Here is an 18,445-nt window from a genome sequence, read left to right as displayed (position 1 = left end):
AGGACATACGCGGGGCTAGGTGCGTAAAGCGAGGCCCCGTCAAATTCGGCTGGACAGCCAGGCACGAGCGTCGTCACAGTCCTTGCGTATGCCTTGGGTCAAGGCATCCAGACCATCGTATTTGAGCTCGTCGTGCAGTTTGTGCAAAAGTTCCACGCGGATGATTTTACCGTAGGCACCCTCAGGCCCCAGTTCCGCGGGCCAATCCAGGCAATGGGTTTCCAGCAGCACGCGGCCGCCGTTCACATCGTTGGGGTCCAGTGAAGGTCGCACGCCCAGATTTGCCACGCCTTGCAAGGGCTTGTCGGACAGGCCATGCACCAGCACCACAAAGATGCCGCTGGCAGCCGGCTTCCAGTGGGCAAAGCGCAGGTTCAGGGTCTTGAAGCCCAGCGTGCGGCCCAGTTTGCGGCCATGCACCACGTGACCTGAAATGCAATAGGGGCGGCCCAGCAGCCGGGCGGCGTCGAGCATGCGACCTTCCCCCAACGCCTCGCGCACCGCAGAGCTGGACACGCGCAGGCCATGGCTGGCATCTGCGGCGCTGGTGGCGCTTACGTGGCGGTAGGAGATTTCGTAGCTGTTCATTCGCGCCACATCGAACCCCATGGCGTCACCCGCCGCGCTCAGGGTGGCGTAGTCGCCCGAGCGTTTGGCGCCGAAGCGAAAGTCGTCCCCCACCAGCACGTAGCGTGCGCCCATGCCTTGCACCAGAACGTCCTTGATGAACGCATCAGGTGTGAGAGCTGCGAGCCTCGCATCGAATGGCAAGACGATGGTCTGGTCGACGCCACACTGCGCCAGATCTTCCAGCTTGTCACGCAGGGTGCCAACGCGCGCCGGGGCCAGGTCAGGCTTGTGGTGTACCGAGGCAAAGAAATCACGCGGATGCGGCTCAAAGGTCAGCACGCAACTGGGCACGCCGCGTTGCGCGGCTTCGCCCCGCAGCAGTGACAGCATTGCCTGGTGACCTCGGTGCACGCCGTCAAAGTTGCCAATGGTCAGTGCGCAGGCCTGCGCCACGCCCGGGTGTTTGAAACCACGAAAAACCTTCATGAGCCTAGTATCTTTTTGATAGCAGACGGTGCTTGTCCGCCGTGCGTGTGAAGCAAATATGTCATCGAAACCCTGTATATTGTCACCTAGCGCGACATTCCTTCCGTTTAGGGCTTGGCGCGGCAGACATTTGCAGTCCGGGTTAGTGGTTTTTCAACCGTTGATGGAGGTCTTTTGTGAAAGTCTTGAAGTTGTCGGCCCAGGGGCTACCCCAGTCCTGGATCACGCTGGAGCAGGCGGTGATCCACTACGCAGCAGGTGAAGTGCGCTGGGAGTCCGGGGGGGAGGTGGCTGTGTTTCATGGCGGGCACAATGCGCGCACGGGCAGGCAGTCCATCATCCGTGTCAACAGCATCATCGGTACCCGTGGTGTGCCCAATATCAATCCTTTCAACCTGCGCCCCGGCCTGACCAACAGCAAATTATTCGCGCGGGACCGCAACGTGTGCGCCTACTGTGGCGGCTTGTTCCACGAAAGCGATCTGACCCGCGAGCACATCATTCCCTTTGCACAGAACGGTATCGATACCTGGATGAATGTGGTCACCGCCTGCAAGCCGTGCAACCACCGCAAGAGCAGCCGCACCCCCGAGCAGGCGCATATGCCCTTGCTGTACACCCCCTATGTGCCCAGCCTGTGGGAAGACTTCATTTTGCGCAACCGCCGCATCCTGGCGGACCAGATGGAATTCCTCATGGCCCACGTGCCGCGGTCCTCCAGACTGCTGACCTAGCCGTCTTCATGACGTGGCTGCGGTGGCATTGCACCGTTGCCACTGTTTTCCAGGGAGCCCATTGCCTTGTTGAAAGGAGTGCTCCCAACCATGCAGTTTCCCCATTCGTTCGATGACCGCCGCCGCAGTTTGCTCGTGGCGGGCATTTCCCTCCCCAGTGCGGGCCTGTTTACGACCATTCCCTTTGCGGCAAGTGCGACAGGGGTATCCGTCCAGGCCATGCTTGCCAAACCCTGGCAGGCAAACCTCGATCCTGCAGACTATCTGGTGAGCGAAAAGCTCGACGGCGTGCGGGCGCTGTGGGATGGCAAGGTACTGCGTTTTCGCAGCGGCAGGCCCATTGCTGCACCCGCCTGGTTTGTGAAGGACCTTCCCGCGATGTTTTTGGATGGGGAGTTGTGGGGCGGCCGCCACCGCTTTGACCAGGTGTCAGGCACGGTGCGCGCAAGCGAGCCCTTGGATGGGCAATGGCATGCTGTGCGCTACATGCTGTTTGACCTGCCGCAGAGTTCCGATCCATTTGCGCAGCGCGCAGCGCATATGCAGGAGCTGGTTGCGCAATCGCGCCTGCCTTGGCTTCAGGCCGTCGAACAAGGTGACGTGGCGGATTCGGCTGCGTTGCATCAGCGTCTGCGAGGCGTAGTGGCCGCCGGGGGCGAAGGTTTGGTGCTGCACAGGCGCGATGCCTTATGGGCGCCCGGTCGCAGCGACGCCTTGCGCAAGCTCAAGCCGCTACCGGACGAAGAAGGGCTGGTGCTGGCCCATCTGCCGGGAACCGGCAAGTACCAGGGAAAGATGGGCGCCTTGCTGTTGCAGACGCCCGAAGGCCAGCGCTTTGCGCTGGGCAGCGGGTTTGCCGATGCAATGCGCGCCCAGCCGCCCGCCGTGGGATCACTGGTCACCTACCGCTACCGGGATCGCACGGCCACGGGTCTGCCCAAGTTCGCCAGCTTTTTGAGGGTGCGCGATGCGGAGTAACGGTCTTCCTTCATCTGTTTGAATGACGTGTTCGGCGCCCCATGGGTGACACGTGACAAAATCCGCGGCACATGAAAAACATCGTCATCCTGATTTCCGGCGGCGGCTCCAATATGGCGGCCATTGTGCGTACGGCTGAGCGCGAGCACTGGGAGCAACGGCTGGGGGCCCGCGTGGCGGCAGTCGTCAGCAACCGTGTGGACGCCAAGGGGCTGGAGTTCGCCAAAGCGCAGGGTATTGCCACCCAGGTGCTGGACCACAAGGCATTTCCCAGCCGCGAAGCGTTTGATCAGGCACTGGGCGATGCCATCAGCCGTTATGACACACCCGAGCAGCCTGCGCTGGTGGTGTTGGCCGGTTTCATGCGCATCCTGACCCCCGCCTTTGTGGAGCGATTTGCCGGACGTTTGACCAACATCCATCCATCACTGCTGCCCGCATTCACCGGGCTGCACACGCATCAGCGGGCGATTGACGCGGGGTGCAAGTTTGCCGGGGTCACCGTGCATCTGGTCACTGCGGAGCTGGACCACGGCCCCATCCTCGATCAGGCGGTTGTACCGGTTCTGCCGGATGACACGGCAGACACCCTGGCAGCGCGTGTGCTGACCCAGGAGCACCTGATCTATCCGCGGGCCATTGCCAGGCTACTGGCCGTCTGACAGCTTGGCAAAACGGGGCTGCCTGACGCCCTGGAATTCGATCTCCTCCAGAAACATGGCTGCCGGGCGCACCCAGAGCCCGTGCTCGCCGTAGAGCGCGCGGTATAAGGTCATGGGCTCGCAGGTCTCGCTGTGCCGCACCGTGTCCAGCACTTCGTACAAATTGCCCTTGTAATGGCGGTACTTGCCGGGCGGTGTGGTGATCAGTGGGGGGAGGTTTTCGTCGCTCATGGGACAATCCTAGCCTATGCATCCAAAAGCTCTGCTGGACGCCTGCGCCGAATTGGTCAGGCTTACCCTCAAATTCGACCACCCGGCGGACGCCATCGTGGCCCGCTTCTTTCGTGACCACCGAGGCTTCGGGCCGCGCGAGCGCGCCACCATGGCGGAGACGGTCTACACCGTCTTGCGCAAGAAACAGTTGTTCGACCATCTGGCACCCTCGGGCAGTGGCCCCAAGGAGCGTCGTCTGGCCATCCTGGGCTTTTATGGCCCGGGTGACTTTCTGCGCAGCGCACTGACCGATCAGGAAAAGAACTGGCTGGACGCGTGCGAAAAGGTCAAGCCCGAGGACCTGATGGAGCGCCACCGCCACAATCTGCCGGAGTGGCTGGTGCAGCCCCTCAAGGACCAGCTTGGCGACGGCTTCTGGCCTCTGGTCGAAAGCCTCAACAAGGGCGCCGGACTGGACCTGCGCGTCAACGACTTCAAGGCCAAGCGTGCCGATGTGCAAAAGGAATTGGCTGCAGCCGGAATCAAGGCCGTGCCAACGCCATATTCCCCCTGGGGCCTGCGCATTGCCGGGCGGCCTTCGCTTAACAAGATGGACGCCTTTGTCCGTGGCGATTTCGAAGTGCAGGACGAAGGCTCGCAACTGCTGGCCATGCTGGTGGACGCCAAGCGCGGCGAGATGGTGGTTGACTTCTGTGCCGGGGCTGGCGGCAAGACACTGGCCTTGGGGGCTGCCATGCGCAGCACCGGGCGCCTGTATGCGTTCGACACCTCGGCCCACCGTCTGGATTCTTTCAAGCCGCGCATGGCCCGTAGCGGTTTGTCCAATGTGCACCCAGCTGCAATTGCCCACGAGCGTGATGATCGCGTCAAGCGCCTGGCAGGCAAGATCGACCGCGTGCTGGTGGATGCACCGTGCACTGGCATGGGAACGCTGCGCCGCAATCCGGACCTGAAATGGCGCCAGAACCTGCAGACCGTGGAAGAGATGACGGTCAAGCAGACGGCCATTCTGCAAAGTGCGGCGCGCCTGGTGAAGTCCGGTGGGCGTCTGGTGTACGCCACCTGCAGCGTGCTGCCGCAGGAGAACGAGGCCATTGCCCAGATTTTCAGTGAGGCCAATCCGGACTTTGTACCCTTGCCGGTAGGCCAGGTTCTGACCCAGCTGAAAGTTGCCGATGCCGCCAAGCTCTGCAGCGGCGGTGAGGATGGGCAGCTCTATCTGCGCCTGTGGCCGCACGTGCACGAGACAGATGGCTTCTTTGCTGCAGTGTGGCAAAGAAAATAGTGGCTGCTGAATAGCCTTGGCACGTAAAATCCAAGGCTTAATCGATAAAAGTGCACATATCAGCACTTTCCCTTCTCCAAATAACTGGTTTCTTTATGTTGTTACCTGACTGGGCTGTGCTGAACGCAGCAATTGAGTGGCTTGCGAACGGCGCGTGGGCTTTGACTTGGTGGCAGATTGTTCTGTTCACTTTGGCCCTGACGCACATCACCATGATCAGCGTCACCGTCTTCCTGCACCGCCACCAGGCGCATCGCGCGCTGGACCTGCACCCGCTGGCTTCGCACTTCTTCCGTTTCTGGCTGTGGTTGACCACCGGCCAGGTTACCAAGGAGTGGGCATCGATTCACCGCAAGCACCACGCCAAATGCGAGCAGCCTGAAGACCCGCACAGCCCGCATGTGTACGGCATCAAGAAGGTGCTGACGCAAGGGGCCGAGCTGTACCGCGCCGAATCCAAGAATCTGGAAACCCTGGCCCGTTACGGCCACGGCACGCCGAATGACTGGATTGAGCGCAACCTGTACACCCGCTATTCCTGGCAGGGTGTGGGTCTGATGATGATCATCGACCTGTTCCTGTTTGGTGCGGCAGGCTTGGCAGTCTGGGCCGTGCAGATGGCTTGGACGCCCATCATGGCGGCGGGCATCATCAATGGTGCAGCGCATTACTGGGGCTATCGCAATTTCGAGGCACCGGACGCCAGCACCAATATCTCGCCCTGGGGCATCCTCATTGCCGGGGAAGAACTGCATAACAACCACCACACCTATCCCACTTCCGCCAAACTATCGGTCAAGCCCTATGAGTTCGATATTGGTTGGATGTACATCAGCCTGATGCAGATGGTGGGGCTGGCCAAGGTCAAGAAGACGCCGCCCAAGGCTGCCTATGGCGACATCCGTCCTGTGGCCGACGAGAAGACTCTGGAAGCACTGATTGCCAATCGCTACGAGCTGATGGCAACCTATGCCAAGGGCATGCGCCAAACGGCCAAGAACGAGTTTGAAGCCATGAAGGCCCGCAGCGCCGACGCCGCGGTCATCAAGGCAGCCAGGCGCTGGCTGCACCGTGATGAAGAAAAGGTGCCCGCGTCCGCTGCGCCCGAGCTGGCCAAGGCCCGTGCGGCATCGCCTGTGCTGGACAAGATGGTCACCATGCGGGAAGAGCTGCGCCAGATGTGGTTGAACACGCATGTCTCTCGCGATCAGTTGGCTCTGGAATTGCAGGCCTGGTGCCGCCGTGCAGAGGAAAGCGGTATTGCAGTTCTGCACGAGTTCTCCATGAAGCTGCGGGCTGCGCACGTTTAAGGTGCTTATGCTCGGTTAACCAAGCCCGCTTTTGAGCGGGCTTTTTTATTGTGCGGAAGGTTGTTGAAGTCATTGCCGACGCTCCAGATCCGTCGGGCCATGCGTTTTGCTCCGTGTCCCCCGCGCCCGTTGGGCGCTCCTCCTTTACCTGCGCAAAACGCATGGCCCGACGGATCTTGCGAGAAGAGGGGCGTCAACTGCTTTGGAGATCGCTTTTTGGTGCGCCGACCACTCCAGCGCTTGGCAAGGGACAGGCCTTTTGCGCAGGTAAAGGAGGAGGGCGAAGCCCGGGGGACACGGAGCAAAAGGCCTGTCCCTTGCCAAGCGCGGGCGAGATACAAAAGACATCAAATGCAAAAGGTTCAGACGCAAAAAAGCCCGCATGAGAGCGGGCTTTTGGGATTCAAGGGAAGCCTGAATTACTTCAGCTTCATTTCCTTGTATTCCACATGCTTGCGAGCCTTGGGATCAAATTTCTTGATCAGCATCTTCTCGGGCATGGTCTTCTTGTTCTTGCTGGTGGTGTAGAAGTGACCGGTGCCAGCTGTAGATTCCAGCTTGATTTTTTCGCGTCCGCCTTTGGTTGCCATGGTGCTCTACTCCTTAAGCTTGGCCACGTGCGCGCAAATCGGCGAGCACAGAGTCGATACCGTTCTTGTCGATCAGACGAAGGCCGGCGTTGGAAATGCGCAGGCGAACCCAGCGATTTTCAGACTCCACCCAGAAACGGCGGTATTGCAGGTTCGGCAGGAACCGGCGCTTGGTTTTGTTGTTGGCGTGGGAAACGTTGTTTCCGACCATCGGGCCTTTACCCGTTACTTCGCATACGCGTGCCATGAGGACACTCCGATTGAAACGGTCTTAACTCACGATCCGCGCGTGCCATACAGGCACGCCGATCTCGCCAAGACCTCACCTCGCCAAGAAAAAGGGTGGCGGTAACCCTGTGCTGTTTCCAGCAAAGCCTCTGATTATAGCCGACTATTCCTGTTCCAGGAAGCGCTGGGCGTCCAGGGCGGCCATGCAGCCGGTTCCGGCACTGGTAATGGCCTGGCGGTATACGTGGTCGGCCACGTCACCAGCGGCAAACACACCTGGCACGCTGGTCATGGTGGCAAAGCCATTCAGACCACCTTTGGTGACCACATAGCCGCCATTCATTTCCAGTTGACCATTGAATATCTCGGAGTTCGGCGCGTGGCCGATGGCGATAAAGCAGCCCTTGAGCGTCAGGTCTTCGGTAGATCCATCCACCGTACTCTTCAGTCGGATGCCGGTGACGCCGGAAGCATCACCCAGCACTTCGTCCAGGGTGCGGAAGGTCTTGAGCTCGATCTTGCCTGCGGCGACTTTTTCCATCAGCTTGTCGATCAGGATGGCTTCGGCCTTGAACTTGTCACGGCGGTGCACCAGGTACACCTTCTGGGCGATGTTGGACAGGTAGAGCGCTTCTTCGACAGCCGTATTGCCGCCGCCGACTACGCAGCACACTTCATTGCGGTAGAAGAAGCCGTCGCAGGTGGCGCAGCCCGACACACCTTTGCCCATGAAGGCCGTCTCGGATGGCAGGCCCAGGTACTTGGCTGAGGCGCCGGTAGCGACGATCAACGAGTCGCAGGTGTATTCGCCGCTGTCACCTTTCAGGGTGAAAGGGCGCTTGCTCAGGTCGACCGCACTGATGTGGTCGAAAACGATTTCAGTCTTGAAGCGTTCTGCGTGCTCCAGGAAACGTTGCATCAGTTCGGGGCCCTGCACGCCGTTGACGTCGGCGGGCCAGTTGTCTACTTCGGTGGTGGTCATCAGTTGGCCGCCCTGGGCGATACCGGTCACCAGCATGGGGCTGAGGTTGGCACGTGCGGCGTAGATGGCAGCGGTATAGCCCGCGGGGCCGGATCCCAGGACCAGGACCTTGGCGTGTTTGGAGGAGGACATGCAATGCTTTCTGAGAGTGTGGGCCTACGCACTGGTTGCGTCTGATGGCTCGCAAGTGCCATTGTAAATAGTCGCCTGTAGGCCCCGCTGCGCTGGGGATTTGCCAAACCGAACCCATACCGGGCTGGAACGGGTTCGGGTTTACGGGCATGGGGTAAGCTTGCAGTCTCGGTTTTGCACATGACATATTCGCTACACACTCTTCAGTCTTCCGGCCCACGGCCAACACCGACTCCTACCGGTTTGGCACGTTTTGCCAACGAACTGGCCCTGGTGGCCGGATTTATCGTGATAGCCGTCTGGCTGATCGCCATGCTGAGCTATTCGCCGCAGGATGCGGCCTGGTCTACCTCGGGTACCGGTTTGGCCGTGATGAACCGCGCCGGGCGCCTGGGTGCCTGGATGGCGGATATGAGTTACTTTTTGCTGGGCTTTTCGGCCTGGTGGGGGCTGGCCGTCTGCTTGCGTCAATGGTTGGCCATGCTTGCCCAGCGGCTGCGCGGGGACGGGCTGCAGCCGGAAGGTCACACCGCTGCATCAGCCCAATCACCTGCTTTCAGCCACCGCTGGACATTCTGGCTCGGGCTGGTCCTGCTTCTTTTCAGCAGCACCACGTTGGAGTGGACACGTTTGTACCGATTCGAAAGTCTGCTGCCGGGTCACAGCGGAGGCGTGCTGGGTTATGTGCTGGGCGCGTGGAGTGTGCGCTGGCTGGGTTTTGCTGGCTCAGGCCTGGTGGCCATCGTTCTGGGCCTGGTCGGTTGCTCGCTGGTGTTCCGCTTCTCCTGGCTGCAAGTGGCGGAGCGCTTGGGTGCCTGGATCTATTCCTTTGTGGAATCCCAGCGGGAAAAGCGCGAAATGGCGCAGGACTTTGAGATCGGCCAGCAGGCCATGCGTGAGCGTGAGGAAGTGGTGATCGAGGAGCGCGAGGAAATCGTGCAGCACCATCCGCAGCCAGTCATTATTGAGCCGCCGCTGCACGTGGATGTGCCGCAAAGTACCCGCGTAGCCAAGGAACGCCAGAAACCGCTTTTCAGCGAGATGCCGGATTCCAAGCTGCCACAGGTGGCTTTGCTCGACGAAGCATTGCAACGGCAGGAAACCGTTTCGCCCGAGACGCTGGAAATGACCAGCCGCATGATCGAAAAGCGGCTGAAGGATTTTGGTGTGGAGGTGCGTGTGGTACTGGCCCAACCCGGGCCGGTGATTACCCGTTACGAGATCGAGCCGGCCACAGGGGTCAAGGGCTCGCAGATCGTGGGGCTGGCCAAGGATCTGGCGCGCTCGCTCAGTCTGGTGTCCATCCGTGTGGTGGAGACCATTCCTGGCAAGAACTACATGGCGCTGGAGTTGCCCAATGCCAAACGCCAGAGCATTCGCCTTTCCGAGATTCTGGGTTCGCAGGTCTACAACGAGGCCAAGTCCATGCTCAGCATGGGCCTGGGCAAGGACATCATCGGCAACCCCATCGTGGCCGATCTCGCCAAGATGCCGCACGTGCTGGTGGCCGGTACCACCGGCTCCGGCAAATCGGTGGGTATCAATGCCATGATTTTGAGCCTGCTCTACAAGGCCGAGGCACGCGATGTGCGGTTGCTGATGATAGACCCCAAGATGCTGGAAATGTCGGTGTATGAAGGCATTCCCCATCTGCTGTGTCCGGTCGTGACCGACATGAAGCAGGCCTCCAATGGTTTGAACTGGTGCGTGGCCGAAATGGAAAAGCGCTACAAACTCATGAGCAAGATGGGCGTTCGCAATCTGGCTGGCTTCAATGCCAAGATTGACGAAGCCAAGGCCAAGGGCGAGTTCGTCTACAACCCGTTCAGCCTGACGCCCGAAAGCCCCGAGCCACTGGAGCGTCTGCCCCACATCGTGGTGGTGATCGATGAGCTGGCTGACCTGATGATGGTGGTTGGCAAGAAGATTGAAGAGCTCATTGCACGGCTGGCGCAGAAAGCCCGCGCTGCAGGTATCCACCTGATCCTTGCCACACAGCGCCCCAGCGTGGATGTGATTACCGGCCTGATCAAGGCCAACATACCGACGCGCATCGCATTCCAGGTGAGCAGCAAGATCGACAGCCGCACCATCCTAGACCAGATGGGGGCCGAGGCCCTGCTGGGCATGGGTGACATGCTCTACATGCCCAGTGGTACGGGCTTGCCGATCCGGGTGCATGGCGCGTTTGTGAGCGACGATGAGGTTCATCGCGTGGTGAGCTACCTCAAGGAGCAAGGTGGTGAGCCCAACTACATCGAAGGTATTCTGGAGGGTGGCACCGTCGATGGCGAGGATGGTGGCATGTTGGGTGAAGCCGGAGGCGAAAAAGATCCCATGTACGACCAGGCCGTGGAAGTTGTGCTCAAGAATCGCAAGGCCAGCATTTCCCTGGTACAACGCCACCTCAAGATCGGCTACAACCGCGCGGCCCGGCTGGTGGAAGACATGGAAAAGGCTGGTCTTGTGAGCTCCATGAGCAGCAGCGGCCAGCGCGACATCCTGGTGCCCGCGCGCAACGAATAATCATGCTGAAAAAACTTTTTGCCTTCGGGCTGCTGGCCGCCACGGCCATCACTGCAAACGCGTCCGGGCTGGATAGCCTGGAGCAGTTTGTCAAAACGGCCAAGACCGGGCGTGCCGACTTCACGCAGACGGTGACCGCGCCGACCAAAGAGGGGCAACCCGTGCGCACCAAGACTTCCAGCGGCGTCTTTGAGTTTGCACGCCCCAGCCGCTTTCGCTTCAACTATCGCAAGCCGTTCGAGCAAACCATTGTTGCCGACGGACAGACGCTGTGGCTGTATGACGTAGATCTGAATCAGGTGACGTCGCGCAAGCAATCGACGGCGCTGGCTTCCAGCCCTGCGGCAGTCATTGCCTCGGCTCCCGATCTCAAGGCACTGCAGGCAGACTTTGTGCTGACGTCCGCGCCCGACAAGGACGGTCTTGAATGGGTGCTGGCGAGTCCCAAGGCCAAGGACGGCTTGCTGCAGTCCGTGCGCGTCGGTTTTCAAGGGGTGGAGCTGTCGGTGTTGGAAATTGTGGACAGTTTTGGACAGCGCTCGGTCATGCGGTTCAGCAATCTGCGCGTCAACGCACCCTTGGATGCAGGGGCATTTCAATTCAAGCCGCCTGCGGGCGCTGACGTGATCCAGCAATAGCCTCCTTATGGCCAAGCCAGCGCCGAATCACCAGCCATTGGCCGAACGCCTGCGTCCCAAGAGTCTGGGCGAGGTCATTGGTCAGCAGCATCTGCTGGGGCCGGGCATGGCTTTGCGTCTGGCTTTCGAATCCGGTCAACCGCACAGCTGCATCCTGTGGGGGCCGCCGGGCACCGGCAAGACCACCATTGCACGACTGATGGCCGACGCCTTTGATGCGCAGTTCATCACCATCAGCGCGGTATTGGGCGGTGTCAAGGACATACGCGATGCGGTGGAGCAGGCACAAACCGCACGCGACGGTTTGGAGCAGCGACGCACCATCGTGTTTGTTGATGAGGTGCATCGCTTCAACAAGAGTCAACAGGATGCCTTTCTCCCACACGTGGAAAGTGGGCTGTTCACGTTCATTGGGGCGACCACGGAGAACCCTTCTTTCGAAGTGAATTCGGCGCTGCTGTCGCGTGCTGCGGTCTACGTGCTGCAGTCGTTGGGGCCGCAGGACATGCAGCAGATCGTGGAGCGGGCCATTGCCGAGAGCACGCTGCCGGCGATTGAAGCGGCTGCAGTGGATCGCCTGATTGCATATGCTGATGGCGATGCGCGACGCCTGCTCAATACGCTGGAGACGCTGGCCATTGCCGCCATGCAGGAGAAGATTGCCGAGATCTCCGACGTCTGGCTGCTCAAGGTGCTGGGCGAACGCATGCGCCGCTATGACAAAGGGGGCGAGCAGTTTTATGACACCATCTCGGCGCTGCACAAAAGTGTGCGTGGATCGGACCCGGATGCCTCGCTGTATTGGTTTGTACGCATGCTCGATGGTGGTGCCGACCCGCGCTACATGGCGCGCCGACTGATTCGCATGGCCAGTGAAGACATCGGTCTGGCGGACCCACGCGCCCTGCGACTGGCACTGGATGCCGCCGACGTATATGAGCGCCTGGGCACCCCGGAAGGTGAGCTGGCGTTGGCCGAATGCGTGGTCTATCTGGCTGTGGCTCCCAAGTCCAACGCGGTCTACAAGGCTTACAACGCTGCCAAGTCATTCATCAAGAAGGACGGCACACGCCCGGTGCCCATGCACCTGCGCAATGCACCGACCAAGCTCATGAAGGAACTGGACTACGGCAAGGGCTACCGATACGCCCATGATGAAGAGGATGGATTCGCCGCGGGCGAGCAATACCTGCCCGATGGCTTGCAGGATCAACGTTTTTACCAGCCTGTGGAGCGCGGGCTGGAAATTCGCATTGCCGAGAAAATGCGAACCTTGCATGCGCTCAACCAAAAAAAACATAAGAGCGACTAATGGGCCATGATTCGCGACCGCGCGAGGGTAAACCCCCGCCGCGCTGCGACTGAAACACCGCCCCCTTTCGCTACAATCCCCCCCACTCAAGCGCCACCAAACCCAATGTGGCGAGTTTCTTGCTAGGAACTGGTAGAGCCCACAAGGCCGAACCGCTTGTCAACAAAATGCAAACACAGCTTGTTGGTTCAGGCGCCGGCCACAAATCGGAGATAAGTTTATGGATATATTGGTACAGCAGATCATCAACGGTCTGGTGTTAGGTAGCATGTATGCGCTCATCGCGCTGGGCTACACGATGGTGTACGGCATCATCAACCTCATCAACTTCGCCCATGGTGAGGTCATGATGGTGGGGGCATTGACCAGTTGGACCGTCATTGGCTGGCTGCAGCCCGCGATGCCCGGCATCCCAGGGTTTGTGCTCCTCTTCATTGCACTCGTCATAGCGTGCGTGGTGGCAGCCACTCTCAACTTCCTGATTGAGAAGATCGCCTACCGCCCCTTGCGCAACAGTCCCAAGCTGGCCCCCTTGATCACCGCCATCGGCATGTCCATCCTCTTGCAGACGCTGGCCATGATCATCTGGAAGCCCAACTACAAGTCCTATCCCACGCTGCTGCCCAGCACGCCCATTGATATTGCCGGGGCAGTGATCACGCCGACCCAGGTGATGATCCTGGGCGTGACTGCCGTTTCGTTGGCACTGCTGATGTGGCTGGTCAATTACACCAAGCTCGGTCGCGCCATGCGCGCCACCGCCGAGAACCCCCGTGTGGCGGGTTTGATGGGTGTCAAGCCTGATATGGTGATTTCTGCGACCTTCATCATCGGTGCCGTGCTGGCTGCCATTGCCGGTGTGATGTATGCCTCCAATTACGGTACGGCACAACATGCCATGGGCTTCCTGCCTGGCCTCAAGGCCTTCACTGCGGCTGTGTTCGGTGGCATCGGCAATCTGGCTGGCGCCGTGGTCGGCGCGATCCTGCTGGGCCTGATCGAGTCCATCGGTGCGGGCTACATCGGCGACTTGACCGGTGGTGTGCTGGGAAGCAATTACTCCGACATTTTTGCCTTCATCGTGCTGATCATTGTGTTGACCTTGCGTCCTTCGGGCTTGCTGGGTGAGCGTGTTGCTGACCGTGCGTGAGGAGAACATCAACATGACACAACAAAAGAAAATCGTCACTTTCCTTGCTGCGGGTATTGCGCTGATCGTGCTGCCGCTGTTTCTGCAAAGCTTTGGCAATGCCTGGGTGCGTATTGCCGACGTGGCCTTGCTCTATGTGCTGCTCTCGCTGGGTCTGAACATTGTGGTGGGTTACGCCGGTCTGCTGGACTTGGGCTATGTGGCTTTCTTTGCCATTGGCGCTTACATGTATGGCCTGCTGTCTTCGCCGCACTTGTCGGAATCCTTCGAGTTCATTGCGCAGACCTTTCCCAATGGACTGCACCAGCCGCTATGGGTGATCATCCCCGCCGGTGCCGGTCTGGCAGGTCTGTTTGGCGTGCTGCTGGGCGCGCCTACCTTGCGTTTGCGTGGTGACTACCTTGCCATTGTGACACTGGGCTTCGGCGAAATCATCCGCGTGTTCATGAACAACCTGGACGCGCCCATCAACATCACCAACGGCCCCAAGGGCATCAGCTCGATCGACTCGCTGCACTTCTTCGGGCTGGATCTGGGCAAGAAGGTATCGGTCGGTGGCTTTGAAATCGCCTCCGTCTCGCTGTATTACTACCTGTTCCTGGTGCTGGTGCTCTTCAGTATCGTCATCTGCCACCGCCTGGAACTCTCGCGTGTGGGACGCGCCTGGATGGCCATCCGTGAAGACGAAATTGCGGCCAAGGCCATGGGCATCAACACCCGCAACATGAAGCTGCTGGCTTTCGGCATGGGCGCCACCTTTGGTGGTGTGTCGGGTGTGATGTTCGGTGCCTTCCAGGGCTTCATTTCGCCAGAGTCTTTCACCCTGATGGAGTCGGTGATGATCGTGGCCATGGTGGTGCTTGGCGGTGTGGGGCATTTGCCCGGCGTGGTGCTGGGCGCTGTGCTGCTGTCAGCTCTGCCCGAAGTGCTGCGCTTCGTCGCAGGCCCCCTGCAAGCTGCTACCGGCGGTCGACTGGATGCGTCCATTCTCCGTCAACTGCTGATTGCATTGGCCATGATCACCATCATGCTCTCCAGGCCGCGTGGCCTGTGGCCCTCACCCGAGCACGGCAAGTCCTTGCAGACGGCCAAATCCTGAAGCAGTGGGAAATACCAACATGACAGATACCGTATTGAACGTCTCCGGTGTGTCCAAGCGCTTTGGCGGCCTGCAGGCCCTGAGCGATGTGGGCATCAATATCAAGCGTGGCCAGGTGTATGGCCTGATCGGCCCCAATGGCGCCGGCAAGACCACTTTCTTCAACGTGCTGACTGGGCTCTACACGCCCGACAGCGGCAGTTTCGAGTTGGCAGGCAAGCCCTACCAACCCACCGCAGTGCACCTGGTGGCCAAGGCCGGCATTGCACGCACCTTCCAGAACATCCGCTTGTTCTCTGAAATGACCGCCCTGGAAAATGTGATGGTAGGTCGCCACATCCGTACCCATTCCGGCCTGTTTGGCGCGGTGCTGCGCACCCCCAGCTTCAAGAAGGAGGAGGCCGAGATTGCCGCCCGTGCCCAGGAGTTGCTGAACTACGTGGGCATTGGTAAGTTCACCGACTACAAGGCACGCACCCTGAGCTATGGTGACCAGCGTCGTCTGGAGATTGCCCGTGCGCTGGCAACCGATCCGCAACTGATTGCGCTGGACGAGCCCGCAGCCGGCATGAACGCTACCGAAAAGGTCATGCTGCGCGAGCTGATTGACCAGATCCGCAAGGACAACCGCACCATCCTGCTGATCGAGCACGATGTGAAGCTGGTGATGGGACTGTGTGACCGTGTCACGGTGCTGGACTACGGCAAGCAGATTGCCGAAGGCACACCGGCTGATGTACAGAAGAACGAAAAAGTGATTGAGGCCTACCTGGGCACCAGCGGGCACTGAGGACTAGACACATGACAAAACAGACTTTACTCAAAGTGACCGGCCTCAAGGTCGCATACGGTGGCATTCAGGCAGTCAAGGGTGTGGACTTCGAAGTGCATGAAGGCGAGCTGGTGTCCCTGATCGGCTCCAACGGTGCTGGCAAGACCACCACCATGAAGGCCATTACTGGCACCCTTCCCATCAATGCTGGTGACATCGAATACCTGGGCCGCAGCATCAAGGGTCAAGGCCCTTGGGACTTGGTCAAGCAAGGCCTGGCCATGGTGCCGGAAGGCCGTGGCGTGTTCACCCGCATGACCATCATCGAAAACCTGCAGATGGGTGCCTACATCCGCAGCGACAAGGCCGATATTGCGACCGACATGGAGAAGATGTTCGCCATCTTCCCGCGTCTGAAGGAGCGCAAGGACCAATTGGCAGGCACCATGTCGGGCGGTGAGCAACAGATGCTGGCGATGGGCCGTGCGCTCATGAGCCGCCCCAAGGTGCTGCTGCTGGACGAGCCTTCCATGGGTCTGTCGCCCATCATGGTCGACAAGATCTTCGAAGTGGTGCGTGACGTGTATGCACAAGGCGTAACCATTCTGCTGGTGGAGCAAAACGCCAGCCGCGCACTGGCGCTTGCCAATCGCGGTTATGTGATGGAGTCCGGCATCGTCACCATGGGCGGTGACGCCAAGCAGATGCTGAACGACCCCAAGGTGCGCGCAGCCTATCTGGGCGAATAAGCACTACGTCTTCTTCTGCGCGAAGCCACACGGGCACTTCCCCGTGTGGCTTTCGTGTTTTTGGTTTCCCCCCATGAATGTCCACGTCATTTCCCTGTTGTTCGTCACCCTGGTATGGGGTGCCACCTTCCCCGTCTTGAAGATTGCCACGGCCCAGCTCAGCGGTATTGAAACCTCGGCTTTGCGTTTTCTGTTGGCGGCAGTCTGCATGTTGCCCTGGGCGGTGCGCGCGCCGCGCAAAGCGTGGCGCGATGGTGCGTTACTGGGGGCCTTGGTACTGTTTTCCTACGTGGCGCAGGCCTATGGTCTGCAGTTCATTTCGAGCAATCGCAGCGCCTTCCTCACCAGCCTGAATGTGCTGATGGTTCCGCTGTTCGGGGTGGTGATTGGCAATGCACTGTCCTGGCGCGTCGTGCTGGCCGCAGTCCTCGCTTGTTCGGGCATCGGCCTGATGTCCTGGGACGGTGGCGCTGACTGGGCTGCCGATGCAGCCACTGTTGCTGGCGCAGCCGGATACGCCATTTATGTGATTGTGCTGTCTGCACGTGCCGGACGGCATGAAGCGCGCATGCTGGCGGCCACGCAAATTGTCTGGATGGCGGTGCTGGGGTGTGCCTGGATGGTGCTGGATGCAAAGAACACGGATACGCTGCGGACTCTAGGCAGTCGGCTGAATGTCGAAATCCTCTGGGGGCTGGCTTATCTGGGCGTGGTGGCCACCGCAGGCATGCTGTTCCTGCAGGCACGCGCCCAGCGCCATGTGCGGGCGGACAAGGCCGCACTCATCTACGCCATGGAGCCGGTCTTTGCGGCGATGTTCGCTTGGGTTTGGCTGTCGGAAGGCTTGAGCCTGCGGGCAGCCCTGGGGGCTGCCGTTGTGGTCTTTGCGGTGGTGTTCAGCGAGTGGAAGTTAGTACAGCAATAGTTGCTGGTCAGACATGCGCCTTGTCAGCTTCCGAAGTAAAGGCATCGGCGAAGAAGTTATCTTCCGGCAGACCGGCCTGTGAGCAGAAGTCCTTGCGTGCAGAGTCCACCACGATCGGTGCACCACAGGCATAGACCTGGTGCGCTGACAGGTCGGCATAGTCTTGCAGCACGGCGCGGTGTACGAATCCTGTGCGGCCTGTCCAGCCGTCTTCGGGCAGCGCATCGGACACCACTGGAACGTAAGTGAGCCACGGGTGTGCCAAGGCAAACTCCTTGACCCAGGCATCCATGTACAGGTCCGCAGGCCTGCGACCACCCCAATACAGCGTGGCGGGGCGGTTTATGTCCTTGTGCTGCATGTGTTCCAGCAGGGCCTTGATGGGCGCAAACCCGGTACCCGACGCGAGCAGGATGATGGGCGACTCGGAATCCTCACGCAGGAAGAATGAACCAAATGGTCCTTCGATGCGCAGAATGTCTTTCTCCTTCATGGAGCCGAATACCAGATCGGTGAACTTGCCTCCGGGCATGTGGCGGATGTGTAGCTCCATAGGTGCACCTTCAGCAGGTGCACTGGCCATGGAGTAGCTGCGGCGCGATCCGTCGCGCAACATGAATTCGATGTACTGGCCCGCGCGGTACAGGAAGTTGTCGTTGGCCGGCAGTTGCAGCTTCATGACGATCACATCGGAAGAAACCTTTTGCATGCTGCTCACGCGCGTGGGCATCTTCTTGATGGGTAAGGCACCTTCCTCAGTCACCTGGCGCGACTCCAGCACCAAATCGGATTGCGGTTGCGCGCAGCAGGTCAGGATGAATCCAGCGGCGGCTTCGTCCGCGCTCAGGGCCTTTTCCTGATGGGTGCCATGCACCACCGAACCCGAGAGCATCTTGCATTTGCAGCTGCCGCAGGCGCCGTCCTTGCAGCCATAGGGCAGACCTATGCCCTGGCTGATGCCAGCGGACAAGACGGTTTCGTTGCTGCTTGCCGTGAAGGTCCTGCCACTGGGCTGTACGGTGACGGAGAAGGTGGAGGCATGGTTGCCGGTTGAACTCATCTTTTTGGGTATCCTGTCTGCTG

19 protein-coding genes are annotated in these 18,445 nt (G+C 60.0%); 13 read left to right on the top strand and 6 right to left on the bottom strand.

Annotated features, from left to right (window positions below):
• Positions 1-39: 39 nt before the first annotated feature.
• Positions 40-1,056 (bottom strand): bifunctional riboflavin kinase/FAD synthetase, encoded by a 1,017-nt coding sequence (locus AAGF34_RS25240; RefSeq protein ID WP_342618465.1) that lies wholly within the window; start codon positions 1,054-1,056, stop codon positions 40-42.
• Between the two features lie 176 nt (positions 1,057-1,232).
• On the opposite strand from AAGF34_RS25240, the gene AAGF34_RS25235 reads away from it, so the two are divergent.
• From AAGF34_RS25235 to purN, 3 genes are all read left to right on the top strand, one after another.
• On the top strand, positions 1,233-1,790 hold the full coding sequence (locus AAGF34_RS25235) for an HNH endonuclease (protein WP_342618464.1): 558 nt from the start codon (positions 1,233-1,235) through the stop codon (positions 1,788-1,790).
• Positions 1,791-1,880: 90 nt separating this feature from the next.
• Positions 1,881-2,768: a DNA ligase gene (locus AAGF34_RS25230; RefSeq protein WP_342618463.1), complete on the top strand. Its 888-nt coding sequence runs from the start codon at positions 1,881-1,883 to the stop codon at positions 2,766-2,768.
• A gap of 71 nt (positions 2,769-2,839) precedes the next feature.
• The gene (gene purN / locus AAGF34_RS25225; RefSeq protein WP_342618462.1) at positions 2,840-3,430 is read left to right on the top strand and encodes a phosphoribosylglycinamide formyltransferase; all 591 of its coding nucleotides are present in this window, start codon (positions 2,840-2,842) and stop codon (positions 3,428-3,430) included.
• Here purN and AAGF34_RS25220 read toward each other — a convergent pair.
• Entirely contained in the window at positions 3,416-3,661 is a 246-nt protein-coding gene (locus AAGF34_RS25220; protein WP_342618461.1) for a DUF1653 domain-containing protein, read from the bottom strand. The two genes, purN and AAGF34_RS25220, sit on opposite strands and share 15 nt — an antisense overlap.
• A 16-nt stretch (positions 3,662-3,677) precedes the next feature.
• Between AAGF34_RS25220 and AAGF34_RS25215 the strand changes: the two genes are divergently transcribed.
• The gene (locus tag AAGF34_RS25215) at positions 3,678-4,949 is read left to right on the top strand and encodes an RsmB/NOP family class I SAM-dependent RNA methyltransferase (RefSeq protein WP_342618460.1); all 1,272 of its coding nucleotides are present in this window, start codon (positions 3,678-3,680) and stop codon (positions 4,947-4,949) included.
• A gap of 95 nt (positions 4,950-5,044) precedes the next feature.
• Positions 5,045-6,259: a fatty acid desaturase gene (locus AAGF34_RS25210; protein ID WP_342618459.1), complete on the top strand. Its 1,215-nt coding sequence runs from the start codon at positions 5,045-5,047 to the stop codon at positions 6,257-6,259.
• Positions 6,260-6,678: 419 nt separating this feature from the next.
• On the opposite strand, the gene rpmG is transcribed toward AAGF34_RS25210, so the two are convergent.
• From rpmG to trxB, 3 genes are all read right to left on the bottom strand, one after another.
• Positions 6,679-6,849 (bottom strand): 50S ribosomal protein L33, encoded by a 171-nt coding sequence (gene rpmG / locus AAGF34_RS25205; RefSeq protein ID WP_342618458.1) that lies wholly within the window; start codon positions 6,847-6,849, stop codon positions 6,679-6,681.
• Between the two features lie 13 nt (positions 6,850-6,862).
• A complete protein-coding gene (rpmB, locus tag AAGF34_RS25200) occupies positions 6,863-7,096 on the bottom strand; it encodes a 50S ribosomal protein L28 (RefSeq protein WP_087496789.1) in 234 nt (77 codons plus the stop codon).
• Positions 7,097-7,240: 144 nt separating this feature from the next.
• The gene (gene trxB / locus AAGF34_RS25195) at positions 7,241-8,191 is read right to left on the bottom strand and encodes a thioredoxin-disulfide reductase (protein ID WP_342618457.1); all 951 of its coding nucleotides are present in this window, start codon (positions 8,189-8,191) and stop codon (positions 7,241-7,243) included.
• A gap of 180 nt (positions 8,192-8,371) precedes the next feature.
• Between trxB and AAGF34_RS25190 the strand changes: the two genes are divergently transcribed.
• The 8 genes from AAGF34_RS25190 (at position 8,372) to AAGF34_RS25155 (ending at position 17,362) form a co-directional block, all read left to right on the top strand.
• Entirely contained in the window at positions 8,372-10,717 is a 2,346-nt protein-coding gene (locus AAGF34_RS25190) for a DNA translocase FtsK 4TM domain-containing protein (RefSeq protein WP_342618456.1), read from the top strand.
• Positions 10,718-10,719: 2 nt separating this feature from the next.
• Positions 10,720-11,355 carry an outer membrane lipoprotein chaperone LolA gene (gene lolA, locus AAGF34_RS25185; protein ID WP_342618455.1) on the top strand — a complete coding sequence of 212 codons (636 nt, stop codon included), beginning with the start codon at positions 10,720-10,722 and terminating at the stop codon, positions 11,353-11,355.
• A gap of 7 nt (positions 11,356-11,362) precedes the next feature.
• Positions 11,363-12,667: a replication-associated recombination protein A gene (locus tag AAGF34_RS25180; protein ID WP_342618454.1), complete on the top strand. Its 1,305-nt coding sequence runs from the start codon at positions 11,363-11,365 to the stop codon at positions 12,665-12,667.
• A 220-nt stretch (positions 12,668-12,887) separates the two neighbouring features.
• Positions 12,888-13,817, top strand: coding sequence for a branched-chain amino acid ABC transporter permease (locus AAGF34_RS25175; RefSeq protein WP_342618453.1), 930 nt, complete (start codon positions 12,888-12,890; stop codon positions 13,815-13,817).
• Positions 13,818-13,830: 13 nt separating this feature from the next.
• Positions 13,831-14,916: an ABC transporter ATP-binding protein gene (locus AAGF34_RS25170; protein ID WP_342618452.1), complete on the top strand. Its 1,086-nt coding sequence runs from the start codon at positions 13,831-13,833 to the stop codon at positions 14,914-14,916.
• 19 nt (positions 14,917-14,935) lie between these two features.
• Positions 14,936-15,706 carry an ABC transporter ATP-binding protein gene (locus tag AAGF34_RS25165; RefSeq protein WP_342618451.1) on the top strand — a complete coding sequence of 257 codons (771 nt, stop codon included), beginning with the start codon at positions 14,936-14,938 and terminating at the stop codon, positions 15,704-15,706.
• 11 nt (positions 15,707-15,717) lie between these two features.
• The gene (locus AAGF34_RS25160; protein WP_342618450.1) at positions 15,718-16,437 is read left to right on the top strand and encodes an ABC transporter ATP-binding protein; all 720 of its coding nucleotides are present in this window, start codon (positions 15,718-15,720) and stop codon (positions 16,435-16,437) included.
• A gap of 73 nt (positions 16,438-16,510) precedes the next feature.
• Complete coding sequence (locus AAGF34_RS25155; RefSeq protein WP_342618449.1) at positions 16,511-17,362, top strand: DMT family transporter; 852 nt, start codon at positions 16,511-16,513, stop codon at positions 17,360-17,362.
• Positions 17,363-17,369: 7 nt separating this feature from the next.
• Here AAGF34_RS25155 and AAGF34_RS25150 read toward each other — a convergent pair whose 3' ends face one another.
• Positions 17,370-18,422, bottom strand: a complete 1,053-nt coding sequence (locus tag AAGF34_RS25150; RefSeq protein WP_342618448.1) for a CDP-6-deoxy-delta-3,4-glucoseen reductase — start codon at positions 18,420-18,422, stop codon at positions 17,370-17,372.
• Positions 18,423-18,445 lie beyond the last annotated feature (23 nt).

Origin of the sequence: Rhodoferax sp. GW822-FHT02A01 (genome assembly GCF_038784515.1) — a bacterium.
GTDB lineage: Bacteria > Pseudomonadota > Gammaproteobacteria > Burkholderiales > Burkholderiaceae_C > Allorhodoferax.
This window is presented reverse-complemented; position numbering and strand designations above follow the sequence as displayed.

What these genes read in the sequence shown, in the direction of transcription:
- AAGF34_RS25240 (WP_342618465.1), bottom strand. Translation starts at nt 1,056, where the DNA reads ATGAAGGTTTTTCGTGGTTTCAAACACCCGGGCGTGGCGCAGGCCTGC.
- AAGF34_RS25230 (WP_342618463.1), top strand. Translation starts at nt 1,881, where the DNA reads ATGCAGTTTCCCCATTCGTTCGATGACCGCCGCCGCAGTTTGCTCGTG.
- purN (WP_342618462.1), top strand. Translation starts at nt 2,840, where the DNA reads ATGAAAAACATCGTCATCCTGATTTCCGGCGGCGGCTCCAATATGGCG.
- AAGF34_RS25220 (WP_342618461.1), bottom strand. Translation starts at nt 3,661, where the DNA reads ATGAGCGACGAAAACCTCCCCCCACTGATCACCACACCGCCCGGCAAG.
- AAGF34_RS25215 (WP_342618460.1), top strand. Translation starts at nt 3,678, where the DNA reads ATGCATCCAAAAGCTCTGCTGGACGCCTGCGCCGAATTGGTCAGGCTT.
- AAGF34_RS25210 (WP_342618459.1), top strand. Translation starts at nt 5,045, where the DNA reads ATGTTGTTACCTGACTGGGCTGTGCTGAACGCAGCAATTGAGTGGCTT.
- rpmG (WP_342618458.1), bottom strand. Translation starts at nt 6,849, where the DNA reads ATGGCAACCAAAGGCGGACGCGAAAAAATCAAGCTGGAATCTACAGCT.
- rpmB (WP_087496789.1), bottom strand. Translation starts at nt 7,096, where the DNA reads ATGGCACGCGTATGCGAAGTAACGGGTAAAGGCCCGATGGTCGGAAAC.
- trxB (WP_342618457.1), bottom strand. Translation starts at nt 8,191, where the DNA reads ATGTCCTCCTCCAAACACGCCAAGGTCCTGGTCCTGGGATCCGGCCCC.
- AAGF34_RS25190 (WP_342618456.1), top strand. Translation starts at nt 8,372, where the DNA reads ATGACATATTCGCTACACACTCTTCAGTCTTCCGGCCCACGGCCAACA.
- lolA (WP_342618455.1), top strand. Translation starts at nt 10,720, where the DNA reads ATGCTGAAAAAACTTTTTGCCTTCGGGCTGCTGGCCGCCACGGCCATC.
- AAGF34_RS25180 (WP_342618454.1), top strand. Translation starts at nt 11,363, where the DNA reads ATGGCCAAGCCAGCGCCGAATCACCAGCCATTGGCCGAACGCCTGCGT.
- AAGF34_RS25175 (WP_342618453.1), top strand. Translation starts at nt 12,888, where the DNA reads ATGGATATATTGGTACAGCAGATCATCAACGGTCTGGTGTTAGGTAGC.
- AAGF34_RS25170 (WP_342618452.1), top strand. Translation starts at nt 13,831, where the DNA reads ATGACACAACAAAAGAAAATCGTCACTTTCCTTGCTGCGGGTATTGCG.
- AAGF34_RS25165 (WP_342618451.1), top strand. Translation starts at nt 14,936, where the DNA reads ATGACAGATACCGTATTGAACGTCTCCGGTGTGTCCAAGCGCTTTGGC.
- AAGF34_RS25160 (WP_342618450.1), top strand. Translation starts at nt 15,718, where the DNA reads ATGACAAAACAGACTTTACTCAAAGTGACCGGCCTCAAGGTCGCATAC.
- AAGF34_RS25155 (WP_342618449.1), top strand. Translation starts at nt 16,511, where the DNA reads ATGAATGTCCACGTCATTTCCCTGTTGTTCGTCACCCTGGTATGGGGT.
- AAGF34_RS25150 (WP_342618448.1), bottom strand. Translation starts at nt 18,422, where the DNA reads ATGAGTTCAACCGGCAACCATGCCTCCACCTTCTCCGTCACCGTACAG.